At 38.9% G+C, this 14,864-nt stretch carries 13 protein-coding genes; 4 read left to right on the plus strand and 9 right to left on the minus strand.

All coding sequences use genetic code 11. The annotated features are described in order from the left end of the window. From rsxC to OOA_RS05205, 4 genes are all read right to left on the minus strand, one after another. A partial coding sequence (gene rsxC, locus OOA_RS05190) for an electron transport complex subunit RsxC (RefSeq protein ID WP_008911080.1) occupies positions 1 to 1,784 on the minus strand: 1,784 nt, incomplete at its 3' end. Beyond that, positions 1,777 to 2,403: an electron transport complex subunit RsxB gene (gene rsxB / locus OOA_RS05195; protein WP_008911081.1), complete on the minus strand. Its 627-nt coding sequence runs from the start codon at positions 2,401 to 2,403 to the stop codon at positions 1,777 to 1,779. The genes rsxB and rsxC, both read right to left, overlap by 8 nt. Continuing rightward, positions 2,403 to 2,984, minus strand: a complete 582-nt coding sequence (gene rsxA, locus OOA_RS05200; protein WP_008911082.1) for an electron transport complex subunit RsxA — start codon at positions 2,982 to 2,984, stop codon at positions 2,403 to 2,405. Before rsxA ends, rsxB begins: the two co-directional genes overlap by 1 nt. A gap of 87 nt (positions 2,985 to 3,071) precedes the next feature. After that, positions 3,072 to 3,512, minus strand: a complete 441-nt coding sequence (locus OOA_RS05205) for a DUF2569 domain-containing protein (RefSeq protein WP_008911083.1) — start codon at positions 3,510 to 3,512, stop codon at positions 3,072 to 3,074. Between the two features lie 117 nt (positions 3,513 to 3,629). Between OOA_RS05205 and OOA_RS05210 the strand changes: the two genes are divergently transcribed. The 3 genes from OOA_RS05210 (at position 3,630) to OOA_RS05220 (ending at position 7,446) form a co-directional block, all read left to right on the plus strand. After that, positions 3,630 to 4,673 (plus strand): oxidoreductase, encoded by a 1,044-nt coding sequence (locus tag OOA_RS05210; protein ID WP_008911084.1) that lies wholly within the window; start codon positions 3,630 to 3,632, stop codon positions 4,671 to 4,673. A gap of 49 nt (positions 4,674 to 4,722) precedes the next feature. Then, positions 4,723 to 5,697: a bile acid:sodium symporter family protein gene (locus tag OOA_RS05215; protein WP_040690817.1), complete on the plus strand. Its 975-nt coding sequence runs from the start codon at positions 4,723 to 4,725 to the stop codon at positions 5,695 to 5,697. Positions 5,698 to 5,976: 279 nt separating this feature from the next. Beyond that, positions 5,977 to 7,446: an alpha/beta hydrolase gene (locus tag OOA_RS05220; RefSeq protein WP_008911087.1), complete on the plus strand. Its 1,470-nt coding sequence runs from the start codon at positions 5,977 to 5,979 to the stop codon at positions 7,444 to 7,446. A gap of 89 nt (positions 7,447 to 7,535) precedes the next feature. On the opposite strand, the gene add is transcribed toward OOA_RS05220, so the two are convergent. The 3 genes from add to manA form a co-directional block, all read right to left on the minus strand. Further along, positions 7,536 to 8,537: an adenosine deaminase gene (add, locus tag OOA_RS05225; RefSeq protein WP_008911088.1), complete on the minus strand. Its 1,002-nt coding sequence runs from the start codon at positions 8,535 to 8,537 to the stop codon at positions 7,536 to 7,538. 124 nt (positions 8,538 to 8,661) lie between these two features. Next, a complete protein-coding gene (locus OOA_RS05230; RefSeq protein ID WP_008911089.1) occupies positions 8,662 to 10,308 on the minus strand; it encodes a YdgA family protein in 1,647 nt (548 codons plus the stop codon). Between the two features lie 112 nt (positions 10,309 to 10,420). Beyond that, a complete protein-coding gene (manA, locus tag OOA_RS05235) occupies positions 10,421 to 11,596 on the minus strand; it encodes a mannose-6-phosphate isomerase (RefSeq protein ID WP_008911090.1) in 1,176 nt (391 codons plus the stop codon). 180 nt (positions 11,597 to 11,776) lie between these two features. Between manA and fumC the strand changes: the two genes are divergently transcribed. After that, complete coding sequence (gene fumC, locus OOA_RS05240; protein ID WP_008911091.1) at positions 11,777 to 13,174, plus strand: class II fumarate hydratase; 1,398 nt, start codon at positions 11,777 to 11,779, stop codon at positions 13,172 to 13,174. Positions 13,175 to 13,238: 64 nt separating this feature from the next. Here the strand turns inward: fumC and tus are convergent, their stop codons facing one another. Continuing rightward, complete coding sequence (tus, locus tag OOA_RS05245) at positions 13,239 to 14,159, minus strand: DNA replication terminus site-binding protein (protein ID WP_008911092.1); 921 nt, start codon at positions 14,157 to 14,159, stop codon at positions 13,239 to 13,241. A 140-nt stretch (positions 14,160 to 14,299) separates the two neighbouring features. Further along, the gene (locus OOA_RS05250) at positions 14,300 to 14,863 is read right to left on the minus strand and encodes a lytic polysaccharide monooxygenase (protein ID WP_008911093.1); all 564 of its coding nucleotides are present in this window, start codon (positions 14,861 to 14,863) and stop codon (positions 14,300 to 14,302) included. Position 14,864 lies beyond the last annotated feature (1 nt).

The raw sequence follows: 14,864 nt of genomic DNA on the forward strand, positions 1-14,864 counted from the left end.
GATTCAATAGACACCACAGGTGCATTAGCTTCGGTGGTTGCCTCGGCTTGCTGAGTCGCTTTTTTAGCCTTAACACGGGCAAGTGCGGCAGCAACAGCAGCTTTGCGAGGATCCTCTGCATGTTCGTCAATCGAATTCTCTGTTGCGGGTCCTGTTGCCTTTTTCTCAGCTTGTTTAGCTTTTGCTTGTTCTTTACGGGCAGCCCTAGCTGCGATAACTGCACTATTATCAGGCTCTGCGTCAGCCACACAAACAATAGTTGATGTCGCTGTATTGTTACGAGCCTTAACTCTAGTTAGTGCTTCAGCGACTGCATCTTTATCTTCAACTTGTACGGCTGCTTTTTTATGGCGCTCTTCACGAGCTAATTTTTCACGCTCCATACGCTGTTGTTTAGCTTCAAATCGTAATTTAGCTTCTGCAGCACGACGTTCTTCTTGAGATATTTCCCGTATCTCTGCTTTTTCTTGTCGATAATATTGGACTAATGGGATATTACTTGGACAAACATAAGCGCAGGCTCCACATTCTATGCAGTCAAACAGGTTATGTTTTTGCGCTTTTTCGTGCTCTTTACCTTTGCTAAACCAATATAACTGTTGAGGTAATAAAGCAGCAGGGCAAGCTTCAACGCATAAACCACAGCGAATACAAGCCTCTTCAATCGCTTTTTGCCCAACTTCTTCAACAGTAGGTACCAGAAGGCAATTGCAAATTTTAACAACAGGAACATTAAGGTCTGGTAGCGTAAAGCCCATCAGTGGGCCACCCATAATCACCATTTGCTCGGTTGATGGAGTAAAGCCTGTTTGTTGTAATAAGTGGTAAACAGGAGTACCTAAGCGTGTCCAGAAATTACCCGGTGATATTATTGATTCGCCGGTTACAGTGACAACCCGCTCAATTAACGGCTGCCCATCAAGTACTGCTCGTTTAATTGCCACAACAGTACCGACGTTTTGCATCAAAACACCAATTTGAGATGAGCGCGCACCTGAGGGAACTTCTTTACCTGTTAATATTTTAGTGAGTTGTTTAGCACCACCAGAAGGGTATTTAGTTGGGATAACGCGAACAAGAATTTGCCTATCTTGTTTAGTGATTGCGTTATTTAAAGCGGCAATTGCTTCAGGTTTGTTATCCTCGATCCCAATTAATATTTGATTTGGATTGAGTAAATGCTGTAGAACACGGCAACCTTGAATAATTTCATCAGCATGCTCTTGCATCAAACGGTCATCAGCGGTGATATAAGGCTCACACTCTGCGGCATTCACTATTAATGTTTTAATAGCGTCTTTACCACCAGAAAGTTTAGATGCTGTTGGAAAACCTGCACCACCAAGCCCTGCGATACCAGCTTGCTCAATCTTTTGTAGTAACTCTTGAGGAGTCATTTGTAAATAATTTGGTTCTGGGTAAAGCTCACACCATGTGTCTTGACCGTCAGATTTGATACTGACACATAACTCTTTTAACCCTGAAGGGTGCGCAGTAACCATAGGCTTAATAGCTGTAATAGTACCAGAGGTAGATGCATGTACTGGAACAGTTCGACCAAAACCTTGAGTCAATGGCTGCCCTTTGAGTACACGATCGCCAACTTTGACGATCAATTCACCTTCAGGACCAAGATGCTGCTGTAAAGGAATAACGAGCTCGTCAGGAATAGAAGCAATACGCATTGGAACTTGGCTTGACTGTAATTTCATTTCTGGGGGATGAATTCCCCCAGCAAAATCCCAAATATTATCTTTTTTTAACCAATTAAATAGATTAAACATGTGCATCACCTTTTACAGCGGATAGTGCAGAGTTAGCTTGTTGTTCAAAGGGGGACACAGGAATATTTTTTACTGGAATACTATTTAGATCCCATTTCCAATTTGCAGTTGTTGTTTTCACGGGCACAAGTTCAATACAATCAGTTGGGCAGGGAGCAACACACAAGTCGCAGCCAGTACATAGGTCTTCAATAACAGTATGCATTGCCCGAGTTGCGCCAACAATCGCATCAACAGGGCAAGCTTGGATGCATTTAGTACATCCAATACAATTATCTTCATCAATGATAGCGACTTTACGAACGGGGTTTTGTGATGTTTCATCACCATCAATTGGCTGTGGATCCACGTTTAGCAATTCAGCGATTTTGAGCATCACTTGCTCACCACCAGGCGCACATTTGTTGATCATTTCACCATTATTAGCCACAGCATCGGCATAAGGGCGACAGCCCGGGTAGCTACACTGGCCACACTGGCTTTGCGGTAAAATCGCATCTAATTGTTCAACAATTGGATCTTCGTCAACTTTAAATCGTAAAGAGCTATAACCGAGAATTAAGCCAAAAATGAGCCCAAAGACAGTTAATATGCCAGTAGCTATCCATAACGACATCATTAGAATTTCACCAAACCACTAAAGCCCAAAAATGCTAAAGACATAAGTCCAGCAGTGATAAGGCCAATAGATGAACCACGGAAAGGTGCTGGAACATTGGCGACGGCAAGGCGCTCACGAATAGCAGCAAATAGCACCATAACCAGAGAAAAACCAACAGCAGCACCAAAACCATAAATCGCAGACTGTAAGAACGTGTGTGATTGGTTAATATTTAAGAGTGCAACACCCAATACAGCACAGTTAGTGGTGATTAAGGGAAGAAAAATACCGAGTAACCGATATAATGTTGGACTGGTTTTTCTAACAACCATTTCAGTGAATTGAACCACAAAAGCAATCACTAAAATAAAGCTTAATGTGCGAAGATAGAGAAGGTCTAATGGTACTAAAATCAATGTATCCATCAACCAAGAACTAATTGAGGCAAGTGTCATTACAAAAGCAGTGGCAAAGCCTAACCCAATGGCGGTTTCGAGTTTTTTTGATACGCCCATAAATGGGCATAGTCCAAGGAATTTAACAAGTACGAAGTTATTAACCAGTACTGTTCCTATAAATAGTAGAAGATAATCAGTCATTTCATAGCCTGAAAACAGTAATAAAAAACAAAAACTGGCTAATGCCAGTTAATCAAGCTGTATGATAACAAGCTATTTTTATGATGCTTATCGATCTTGTGTGAAAGTCATCTTCACTCGAGCCGAATTCTTGGTATAAGGAACAAAAATACCAGCTCCAAGTAATGGCCACGCAAGAGCTTTAATTGCAGTTTCATCATCAATGGCAGCAAAAGCGAAGGTTTTTAACCCGAGTAATAATAGAACCAATAACCAGATAATAAAGCGGCGTGGAAAATAGCGCGAACGGGTAAACATTAGCTTTATGATGTGAGCCGTAAATAGCACCATGCTGATGGTAATCAGAAAGGATAAGTACCAATCGAGAGGGATATAGTTAGACCAATTCTCAATGGTAGTGATAATTTGATAAAGTTTAATAGAGTACATAATCACCATCGCGCACACAGCAAAAAAGGTGACTAAGATGAATGCTGCGGGTGCAAGTAGCCAGCCGGTGATACGATGATGGTCATAAACAGGTGTCATATAAATTCAATCCACTAGTGTCAATCAATGGCTATACTATCATAGATTTATTTGCTAATTAATTCGTTATGGTGATACTTTTTACGCACTAAGTGAAAACTGATAAATGAGGTTGTTATGTCTACACCGATTAAAGTTGGTATTGTAGGTTATGGTTATGCGAGTAAAACATTTCATGCGCCTTTTATAGCAACCTTGCAAGGGTACGAATTAACGGCAATTTCCAGCAGTAACCCTGATAAAGTGAGCGCAGATTGGCCTAATGTTGCTGTTGTGTCTTCGCCTGAAGAGCTATTTTCTAATCCTGAAATAGAATTAGTTATTATCCCGACGCCAAATGACACTCACTATCCACTGGCAAGTGAAGCATTAGCCGCAGGTAAACATGTGGTTGTAGATAAACCATTTACTATTACTGTTGAAGAAGCACAAGCCTTGCAGAAACAAGCACAAGATGCAGGTAAGTTATTATCCATCTATCATAATCGCCGCTGGGATGCTGGTTACTTGACGCTGAAAAAACTTTTAGCTGATGGCAGTTTAGGTGATATCAAATATTATGAGTCTCATTTTGATCGCTATCGTCCAGTAACTCGTCAAAGATGGCGTGAATCCGCGGCAGCAGGCGGAGGCATTTGGTACGATCTTGGACCACATTTGTTAGACCAAGCATTACAATTTTTTGGTAAGCCAAAAAGCATTACTGCTGATTTAGGGATCATTCGCCCAGCAGCAGAAGCTGTAGATTATTTCCATGCTATTCTCGAATATACCGACAAGAAAGTAATCTTACATTCCACAACTGTTGCTGCGGCTGAATCTCCTCTTTATGTCGTTCATGGTATGAAAGGAAGTTATGTAAAATATGGCCTCGATTCACAAGAAGATTGCTTGAAAAGTGGACAATTACCAATCATTGAAAATTGGGGTGAAGATAAACGCAATGGTTTTGTTACCCTGTCACAAGGTGATGACTTAATTACTCAAGAATTAATCAATGAGAAAGGTAACTATGGTGGATACTACCTTGCAATTCACGATGCAATACGCCACGGGGCTGCAAATCCAGTTCTCCCTCAAGAAGCAATTGATATTATGAAAGTCATTGAAGCCGGAATACTTTCTAATAAAGAAAAATGTACTGTTAATATTGACTTTTAATGTTTAAACCCATGGGCCAGCATTTGCTGGCTCTTTGTTAGGTAATAAAATGAATTTGTTAGCTAAATTAAAGATTGACCCTTTCTTGCTTATCATGATTTGTGTTGTTGTTATCGCAAGTATATTTCCTTGTGAAGGGAATATAAAAACAGGTTTCCAATATCTCACTACCGCAGCCATTGCCTTGTTATTTTTTATGCATGGAGCGAAGTTATCACGTGAGTCTATCATGTCTGGAATAGGGCATTGGCGACTCCACATACTGGTTTTTGCTAGTACATTCATCTTGTTTCCCATCATAGGTCTGGGTTTGCACTTTATGGTGCCTTCGTGGATGTCACCCACTGTTTATATGGGCTTTCTATATCTGTGTGCATTGCCAGCTACAGTGCAATCTGCGATCGCTTTTACCTCTGTAGCCGGAGGCAATGTCGCGGCTGCAATTTGTAGTGCTTCAGCATCTAGCATTCTTGGTGTCTTTTTATCACCAATACTCGTTGGTTTTCTGATGGATGAAGATGGCAGCCAAGCAATGGATACGCTTAATGCAATCGGGTCGATTTTATTACAATTAATGCTGCCATTCGTAGTAGGGCATTTATCCCGACCATTATTAGCCAACTGGATTAATCGTAACCGTAAACTAGTCAATATCACTGACCGTTCATCTATTTTGTTGGTTGTTTATGTTGCATTCAGCGAAGCTGTTGTAGAAGGAATTTGGCAACGTATTGATGCTTATTCATTATTTATGATAGCAGTAGTAAGTTGTATTATTTTATTTATTGTAATGGCCATTAATACATTAGTAGCGCGGTTATTCAAATTTAGTAAAGAAGATGAAATAACAATTGTGTTTTGTGGTTCAAAAAAGAGTCTGGCAAATGGTGTGCCAATGGCAAATGTGCTATTCCCAGCCTCTGTCGTAGGGATTATCCTATTACCTTTAATGATATTTCATCAAATTCAACTCATGGTTTGTGCGGTATTGGCACAACGCTATGCGAAACGCTTATCTAAATAGCCTTTAGGATGTCGGGATGCTATGTAAATCCCGACATCGCTCCTGTGTTATTCAATAAACAGTTTAATTTTCATAGTAATTATCACCCTAATTAGTTACAACATTCTAAGTGTTGATAGTGGATAGTTGCATTAGCATTAGTATTTAAATATGTTAAACAAGGTAGAAAAGTCGATTTTAGATCGAAAACCAGTTGGTCGTTATTTATACATAATGATTGCGCAATTATTTAATTTGCCTTTGTTATGATGATATCATTATCGATTCATTGGATAACTTATGTTAAAACCCCGGTTATTTATATTACTTATTGCTAGTTTTATCCCGTTTACTAGCCAGTCTAGTTCAATCCAATGGGAATCCTGCCTAAATACCACTTTTCAGTCGTGGTTTAGTGGCATACATGATCCTAGATTACGTTGTGGATATTTAGATGTACCATTAAAGTATAAAGATGGGACCAGTGAGGAAGGGCAAAGCTCAAATCAAATTGTCACACTTGCGCTGACTTTACTACCAGCGACAGGTATTCGCAAAGGAAGTTTAGTCGTAATTACGGGCGGACCGGGTATGTCCGGTATAAACCCTTGGCTCGATATTAACTCAGTCAATAAACTGAATGAATCTTGGGATATTGTAGGGTATGACCCACGAGGTGTCGGTAATTCTACGCCTAAAATTAACTGCGAAATATCAGATGACACACCTATTGAAGTTACTGAGCAGGATCATGAATCTCGAAGACAGCTTCAAGCTTGTATAGATAATACGGGTGCTGAGGTATTACAACACATAGGCACGGATGAAGCTGTCAGCGATGTAGACCGTATTCGTCAAGCTCTTAATGACAAAAAACTAACTGCTGTATCTTATTCCTATGGTACGCAGGTGGCTTTGCTTTATGCCGAACGTTTTCCATTAACCACTCGAGCTATAGTAACAGATGGTGTTGTTGACTTAGATGAAGCTAAGGATTATCACCCTGTGTGGCTTAATCAAGCACGGGAATATCAGAAAACCTTTGAGCGTTTTGCCAAGTGGTGCACAGAAACTGGCAGTTGTTTTTTATCAGCAGATAAAATGATTGCTACCCAACAGTACCGAAATCTATTAAATCAACTGTATTTTCAGCCCTTATATGGAGCTAAAGACCAGCAGATAACCTCCAATGATCTTATCTCACTGACTATTTACCACTTGATCGGTCGCTCAAGCTGGCCATCGTTGGCGATTGCAATCAATCAGCTCAGTGCTGGTATTGTTAGCCCAGAAATCATTCAATTACTAGATACAACGGAATCATTTGCTGAACAGGATGCATTACAGGTTATAAATTGTGCGGATCAATCTATTAATGATCTCAGTCGGAGTGAACTTCTTCATATACAAAAACTGAGGAATGAAGCATTTTCTGCAACTAATTATCAGCCTTATATTGAAGAGGATTCATTAGAATTATGTAATTTATGGCCATGGAAAAATAGCGTTCATGCTAAGCGTCCAGTTAATGTGCCTAATTTGCCACAGTTATTGTTTGTTGCTCAACGGCATGATCCTGCGACTCCTTGGAAGAATGCCAGAGCTATGGCGACGTTATTTAGAAGCCCACTGTTGACATTGGAAGGTGATGGACATACGTTGGCGTTGACAGGCGAAAATTTATGTGTGGATAACACCGTAGTGGAATACCTGATAAATCCGGATAAAAAGCTTAATGATATAGTGTGCCAGCAAAACTATTTGAAATAACTATTTTCAGAAGTGATGTAGTGTATTTATATTTACTAATCCCCCCATTTTCTACTCTGAGGAGGGGGGATTAATCAAGATAAACTAAATTAACGCAGTGCTGCTTTTTGTTTCAATTGCTCTTTTTCACTGTCACTTAGGAAAGCGATTGTTAACCCATTTATCTGTGCTTGTTCAATTTCTTTTTGAGTTAAGCCGGCTTGAGGCGCAGCAACTTCGTATTCATAATGTAATTCAATACCCTGTACTGCCGGGTCATCGGTATTAATAGTTGCCAGAACGCCATGATTTAAATACATTTTCAGAGGATGCTGTTCTAATGATGGTACAGTACTTGTTTGGATATTGGAGGTGAGGCAGCTTTCAACACCAATTTTATGCATTGCCAAATAATCAAGCAGTTCAAGGTCTTCACATGCTTTGACACCATGACCAATTCGTTGTGCACCAAGTTCTTTAATCGCATGCCAAATACTTTCTGGACCAGCAGCTTCGCCTGCGTGGACAGTAATTTGTAAACCAGCATCACGTGCTTTGGTAAAATGTGAGTGGAATAAAGCGCCAGGGAAGCCTAATTCATCACCGGCTAAGTCTAACGCACAAAGTTTATCGCGATGGGCCAATAAACCAGAGAGCTCTTTTGTGCAAGCATCTTGACCAAATGTGCGGCTAAGAATACCAATTAAATTAATTTTAATATCATATTGTTTGCAGCCTGCTGCTATACCATCAATTACCGCTTCAACTACACCTTCAACAGGGAGCTGATGTTTCATTGCCATATAATAGGGCGAGAAACGTAGCTCGGCATAATCAATACCTGCATTGTAAGCATCTTCAACGTTTTCTTGAGCGACACGTTTGCAAGCATCTAAATCGGCTAATACAGCCACGCCCCAATCTAATTTTTGTAAAAAGCCAATTAAGTCAGCTTCTTGAGTAATAACTTGTACATGAGGTCTTAATGTTTCAATCTCATTTGCAGGCAGAATAATATTATGTTGCTGAGCAAGCGAAAGGATTGTTTCTGGGCGGATGTTACCATCAAGATGGCGATGAATATCCGTTAAAGGTAGTTGTCTATTTATCACTTAATATCGTCCCTATTGTGTGTAGATCTAATATCTTAAAATATACATCAGTATAGATGTAAAAATGCCAGTCAAAAAATTTGACTGGCATATTAGACTTATTTTAACTTATTTGAAACCAAAATTAGTTGGCAGGTTTTGCTACATCAGCACCTGCTTCAGGTGCTGGTGCTTCTTCAACGTCATTTTGTGGGGCAGTCATGTCTTCTTCATCATACCCCATATTGTCTTCAGGGCTAGACATGATTTTCATCTTAGTTAAGAACTCTGCAAGTGTATATTTATCAGCATTGAATGAAATATCGTTGCCCGCAAATTTGATGGTCATAGTTAAGTCATTGTCTTTCTCAACCATCCACGGTGATTTTTTCTGTTTTGCTTTTTCTGCGCGTTCTTCATCTGTCATAAACATTTCTTCGAAAGGTGAAGAGAACATATCAGAAGTTAACATTACTTGTGCTTGACTGAATTCAGCTGTTGCTTGTTCTAGGTACTGTTTTTTAGTTGTTGCATCAACTGGCACACCGCGATCTAAAATAGAAATTTGAGACATCAGTTCAACAGTCATTGGTTTGTTAAGTACTAAGTTAAAATCAAGTGAGGTTAATAGGCTTTTAACAGCTTCATCAACTTTATTAGACATCGCTAATGCTGTTATCTCATCTTGATCCCATTTGTTGAACGTCATGCTCAAATCAAATGAACTTTGGCCGGCATCATTTTTCCAATAAGCTGGGCTGATTGAAAATGTTGGTTTACTTTGCAGTAGCTCAGGTAATGTTTTTGTCATCATATCGATGGCAATTTGTTCCGCTGCATCTGATGGACTCCCGCTTGCTAAACCATCAGCTAAGGCTTTGTTGTACTGCTCAACAAATTTGCCTAATGCTTTTGCATCTAATTTATCAATAGATAGGACAACTTTACCAGCACCTAAATTTTGTTCTAATGCTTTAAGCTCATCAATGCTATAAGAAATATTCCCTTTAACATTTTCGTTCTCAAGCGCAGTATCAGAACCGATAACTAAATTTTTGAACGAAAATTGAGTATTTGGAATATTTAAATTGGTATCTGCAATTACAAATTCTTGTGTGCCTGTATAGAAACCATATTGTGATTTAGTTACGTCAGAAGATAATTTTAATCCTTTTAATTCCATACCTTCAGTTTTAGCTGCATTTTGAATCACTAAATTATCAGTAATTAATGATGCATCTACTTTAGCTAAATCAGATGATGTGTTGAATACCAATTTTGAACCACTAAAGGAGATGTTTGCATCTTCTTTTGTATATTCAATTGGTAGAAGGTCTAAATTAGAATTAATGTTTTTGCTATAACCAATAACGGCAGTACCAGAGACAAAAGATTTACCTTTAGTTGCTTCAAATAGCTCTTTGGTAGTTGCATTATTGGCAAGTTCAATATGTGCAGCTGCCAATTTAGGCAATAAATTAAATTTAGCAACTTGAGATAGAGGGAAAGGACCGTGGTCAATATTCGTATTGAAAACGATAGCCTCATCAGCCGCTGATGAATCACTTGATGTGATAACGATATTAGCTTGAGAAGAGAAGACGCCACGATTGAAGTTTTCAACTTTAAATTTAACGCCAGCGTCAGGTGCATTCGCAGCAAAGAAATCGTTAGTATTACCAATCACTTTATTCAATTCAGCTTCAACTTTGGAGCCTGTATACCAAGATGCCCCAGTCCAAACTGCACCTACAGCAACGATAACACCAATTGCAACTAATGACTTTTTCATTATAAACATTCATCCTTTCAGCACGTTTTACAAACGCGCAATAAAATATGTACAAGTTTCATCTAACCGTCTATTGCGTGCAATTAAAGACGAATAAAACATAGAAAAAACGCTAAATATTATACACACGAGCCAGTTTACCCACACCAGTGATATAAATTTCATTTTCAAAGGCGGAAAGAAAAATAGATTCTCCTGAACCGATCTTTAATTCCTCATCGCCTGACTTAAGAACTAGCTCACCTTCAATACAGAATAAGATAGAGGCTGTCTCGTTAGTTATGGTTGTGCCCGTGCTATTGATAGAATATATATTAAATGCAAAATCTTCTACTGGTATGTGATATTTACAGACATTTCCTGATTTTAACGGTTCACTTAATAAGCTTTGGCTTGTTTTAGGGATAAAATCGACATTAGCTATTAATTCCGGAACGTCAATATGCTTATTAGTAAGCCCGGCACGTAGGACATTATCGGAATTTGCCATAATTTCTAAACCCACACCTTCAATATATGCATGTGGTGTTCTTGCATACAAGAACATAGCTTCGCCCGGCTGTAACTCAATTACATTAAGTAAAAGAGGGACAAATAACCCCGTATCTTCTGGATAAAGGCTAACCATTTGTTTTATGGTATTCCACGGCTCCCCTTGACGGCTATTTAAAGCGGCTTTTAATACGCCGAGAGCCAGTTCTTTTTGTTCCCCAGATAAATTCAGAATTTGTGCAAAAAGTTTTGCTAATTTTTCTTCGCTTGGTGCTTGAACAAAAAATTGAATTTCAGGGTGTGCAGCAGAGACAAAATCGAGTAACTCACGAATTTCCTCTAGAGGCCTAAATGCATTCATCGCTTTGAAAGGCGTTAGAGCATAGATTAACTCAGGTTTATGATTGTCATCTTTATAGTTACGAATTGGTGAATCGATAGGGATTCCCGCCGCATTTTCTTTTGCAAACCCAACTTCCGCATACATTTTGCTTGGATGAACCTGAACTGAAAGTGGTTTATCTGCGCATAAGACCTTAAATAAAAAAGGTAAGCGAGAAAAGGTATCTGCAATTTTTTTACCTAAGATTTTTTCAGGATTACTTGCAATGAAATCAATTAGTGCAATCTCATGACCTGTTTTAGGGTCGATAACATAAGAACTTGCTTTTGGATGTGCTCCCATCCATAACTCAGCCATTGGCAAATGATCTGGATTTGGGATTGAATATAATTGGGTTAACGCAGTTTTACTTCCCCAATCGTAATTTTGGATTTTATTTATCATTTTTAACATGAATAAACTCTCTTTTTTTTAAAAATCAACTTATTTCCTTTTCACTACAATACAATAAACACGGTTCAGTCGCATTATTGAAATTAAATGTATGGCACTATAAGTGTGTTGTCATCTGCTTACCTGCAAGCTGATGATTCTAAAACTGATTATTCTGTTTATGTACTTAAGGAGATAGTAATGGCAGCCACTCGCATTGAAAAAGACTCAATGGGACCAATTGAAGTACCTGCTGACCAGTTGTGGGGCGCGCAAACTCAGCGTTCTTTAGAACATTTCCGTATATCTGTAGAAAAGATGCCTGTTGCGCTGATTCATGCATTAGCGGTAACTAAAAAAGCCGCTGCAAGCGTCAATATGGATTTAGGATTACTACCAAAAGAGCGTGGCGATGCTATTATCGCAGCTGCCGATGAAGTATTGGCTGGCAAGCATCCAACTGAATTCCCTCTCGCTATCTGGCAGACGGGTTCCGGTACTCAAAGTAACATGAACATGAACGAAGTACTAGCGAACCGCGGTAGTGAGATCTTAGGGGGAGAAAGAGGCAATGATCGTCTTATCCACCCGAATGATGATGTAAACAAAAGCCAAAGTTCAAACGATGTGTTTCCTACGGCCATGCATGTTGCTGCCGTTGTGGGTATTCGTGAGCATCTGTTACCTGAATTAATAGCATTATACAAAGTGTTAGATGCTAAAGCGAAAGAATTTAAAGATATTGTCAAAATTGGGCGTACCCACTTACAAGATGCAACACCACTGACATTAGGCCAAGAAGTTTCTGGCTGGGCCGCGATGCTGGCTCACAGTGTAAAACATATTGAAAACTCAGTTCCTCACGTATGTGAACTCGCTTTAGGTGGTACAGCAGTAGGTACAGGTCTGAATACTCACCCTGAATATGCGGTACGTGTTGCTAAAAAAATTGCTGAGCTAACAGGGCAACCATTTGTCACCTCACCGAATAAATTTGAAGCTTTGGGAACTTGTGATGCGTTAGTTCACTCTCATGGTGCTCTGAAAGGTTTAGCATCATCATTGATGAAAATAGCTAACGACGTTCGTTGGTTGGCATCTGGCCCTCGTTGCGGTATCGGTGAGATTTCAATTCCTGAAAATGAGCCAGGCAGCTCTATCATGCCGGGTAAAGTTAACCCAACACAATGCGAAGCGTTAACAATGCTATGCGCACAAGTCATGGGTAACGATGTGGCCGTTAATATCGGTGGTGCTTCAGGAAACTTTGAGCTAAACGTATTCCGTCCAATGCTTATCGATAACTTCTTACAGTCTATCCGCTTATTGGCTGATGGTATGCGCAGCTTTAATGAGCATTGTGCAGTCGGTATTGAACCAAATCGTGACCGTATTGAAAAACTGCTGCATGAGTCATTGATGCTTGTAACAGCTTTAAATACCCACATTGGTTATGACAAAGCGGCTGAAATTGCTAAAAAGGCGCATAAAGAAGGGCTGACACTGAAAGAATCAGCATTGAAACTTAACTATCTGACTGCTGAGCAGTTTGATGAGTGGGTTCGCCCTGAAGATATGGTTGGAAGCATGAAAGGCTGATCAGTAAATATCTCTCTCTGATTACTTGATAAAAAAGCACCTGCTTAGTAATAACGGGTGCTTTTTACTGTTCAATATATAAATTAAGTCTTGAGATCAACAGTTCAACTGGCTTGGATCTAGGGCGATTTCGAAGCGCTATTACATCTACATGATAGTCAGGCAGGGTACCTATTAAAATATCATCGAGTGATTTCTCAACCGCGAATATAATTAAAGGGTTTGCACAAGCAAATTGTGTTTGCTTTTGCTGATCTTTATCCCAAACTCTCGCTATAGGTTGAACCTTTACAGGTCGTTGTGTTTTCAATACCGCATTGTGGCTAAGTTTACTGATCAATAAAATTTCTTGTTCTATTTGACCTACCCAATATTTATTATCCATACCTTGAGGCTTACGGCCATTTTCAAGGATTGCTTGTAATTTATTTAATATTTTTTCCTTGGTAGTTTTATTAATTACTTTTTTATTTGCCCAGCCAAATCGAACTGTATCTACATCTACCAAATAGGTTAGGGCACGGTATGTATTAAGCGTAAGTAAACCATGAAGGCTACTATGAATAAATTCAAAACGTTGTGACTCATCAACTCCAGAGAGTTTCGTGACAATTTGTTTTATTTGTAATTTTAGTGAATTGATCTCGTCAAGCAACGTTTGAAATGCGATATAGGTTGAATAGGGCGTTTCTATACAGATTGCGCCAGGTAAACGGATCGCTGATTTATTACTTATCACGTCAGACTTATCGTGAATAAATAACAAACTAAAATGCGCAATAGCTGCTTTAATCGCTTCTTGGCCCGTTATTTTATTGACAATTATTTCGTTAATTTCACTATTTTCATCACCTTTTATTGTATCAGGAAGGCGAAATACAGCCGCATTAATAGTAGTTTGTTTAGCAATCAACAGATTTAATTGGCTAATTTTGCTTTCTAGCAAGTTAAATTGGGAAATTAAAGAGTATTTAGCATTGTTCATTATTATATATCATCAGTTAGTTACAACATGCAGGGTAATTGATAATAACAAACATCAGCAAAAGTGCAATTAAACTATGCTCAAAAACTAAATAAACAGTTATTCATTTCCGTCTTAATTGAACATAGTTATAGGTTTAATTATTTAATATCGAGATCAACAACTTGATAAAATGCATTAGGCGTATCTTCAATGGTCCAAACGGCTAAAACTATGTGATAGCCCTTGTTTTCTGATGGTAGTTTACAGTGCTGTTCGACAACTGGATTTGGAAATTCAACTTTATGAAATTGGCAAAAAGGTTCCAACACTAATTGAGAACGCGTAAGTGGTTGATTTGGATTCCAGTTAGATTTAGTAATAAAATATTCCCATTTAGTTGTCTTATGACGGGCAGTTATACGCCAATTGAACATTATTTGAGAATTAGTAATGATATTTTTTATCCATCGTTTTTCATTTTGAACATCTAAATTTGCAAAACTGCTAATACCTGCACTAGCAATTTCCCCATCTTCCGGGCCCAATGCAGGAAAACCTTTTGCGCCTTCGATGGATTGAGGTTCGTATTGAATATCCCCACAGTCAATATTTGCAGTAAGTTTACATAAATACGCACGGCTGTTAGGTACTTCAACGTAACCATGAGCCCATATTGTGTTTGAAAAACAAAATAAAAGGGAAAGTAGTAATAAATTTTTCATT

Origin of the sequence: Providencia burhodogranariea DSM 19968 (assembly GCF_000314855.2) — a bacterium.
In the GTDB taxonomy this organism is placed as follows: domain Bacteria; phylum Pseudomonadota; class Gammaproteobacteria; order Enterobacterales; family Enterobacteriaceae; genus Providencia; species Providencia burhodogranariea.

Coding starts and splice junctions, on each gene's coding strand:
- manA (WP_008911090.1), bottom strand. CDS start 11,596: ATGTTAAAAATGATAAATAAAATCCAAAATTACGATTGGGGAAGTAAA.
- rsxB (WP_008911081.1), bottom strand. CDS start 2,403: ATGATGTCGTTATGGATAGCTACTGGCATATTAACTGTCTTTGGGCTC.
- OOA_RS05210 (WP_008911084.1), top strand. CDS start 3,630: ATGTCTACACCGATTAAAGTTGGTATTGTAGGTTATGGTTATGCGAGT.
- OOA_RS05250 (WP_008911093.1), bottom strand. CDS start 14,863: ATGAAAAATTTATTACTACTTTCCCTTTTATTTTGTTTTTCAAACACA.
- fumC (WP_008911091.1), top strand. CDS start 11,777: ATGGCAGCCACTCGCATTGAAAAAGACTCAATGGGACCAATTGAAGTA.
- OOA_RS05215 (WP_040690817.1), top strand. CDS start 4,723: ATGAATTTGTTAGCTAAATTAAAGATTGACCCTTTCTTGCTTATCATG.
- OOA_RS05205 (WP_008911083.1), bottom strand. CDS start 3,512: ATGACACCTGTTTATGACCATCATCGTATCACCGGCTGGCTACTTGCA.
- OOA_RS05230 (WP_008911089.1), bottom strand. CDS start 10,308: ATGAAAAAGTCATTAGTTGCAATTGGTGTTATCGTTGCTGTAGGTGCA.
- rsxA (WP_008911082.1), bottom strand. CDS start 2,984: ATGACTGATTATCTTCTACTATTTATAGGAACAGTACTGGTTAATAAC.
- tus (WP_008911092.1), bottom strand. CDS start 14,159: ATGAACAATGCTAAATACTCTTTAATTTCCCAATTTAACTTGCTAGAA.
- OOA_RS05220 (WP_008911087.1), top strand. CDS start 5,977: ATGTTAAAACCCCGGTTATTTATATTACTTATTGCTAGTTTTATCCCG.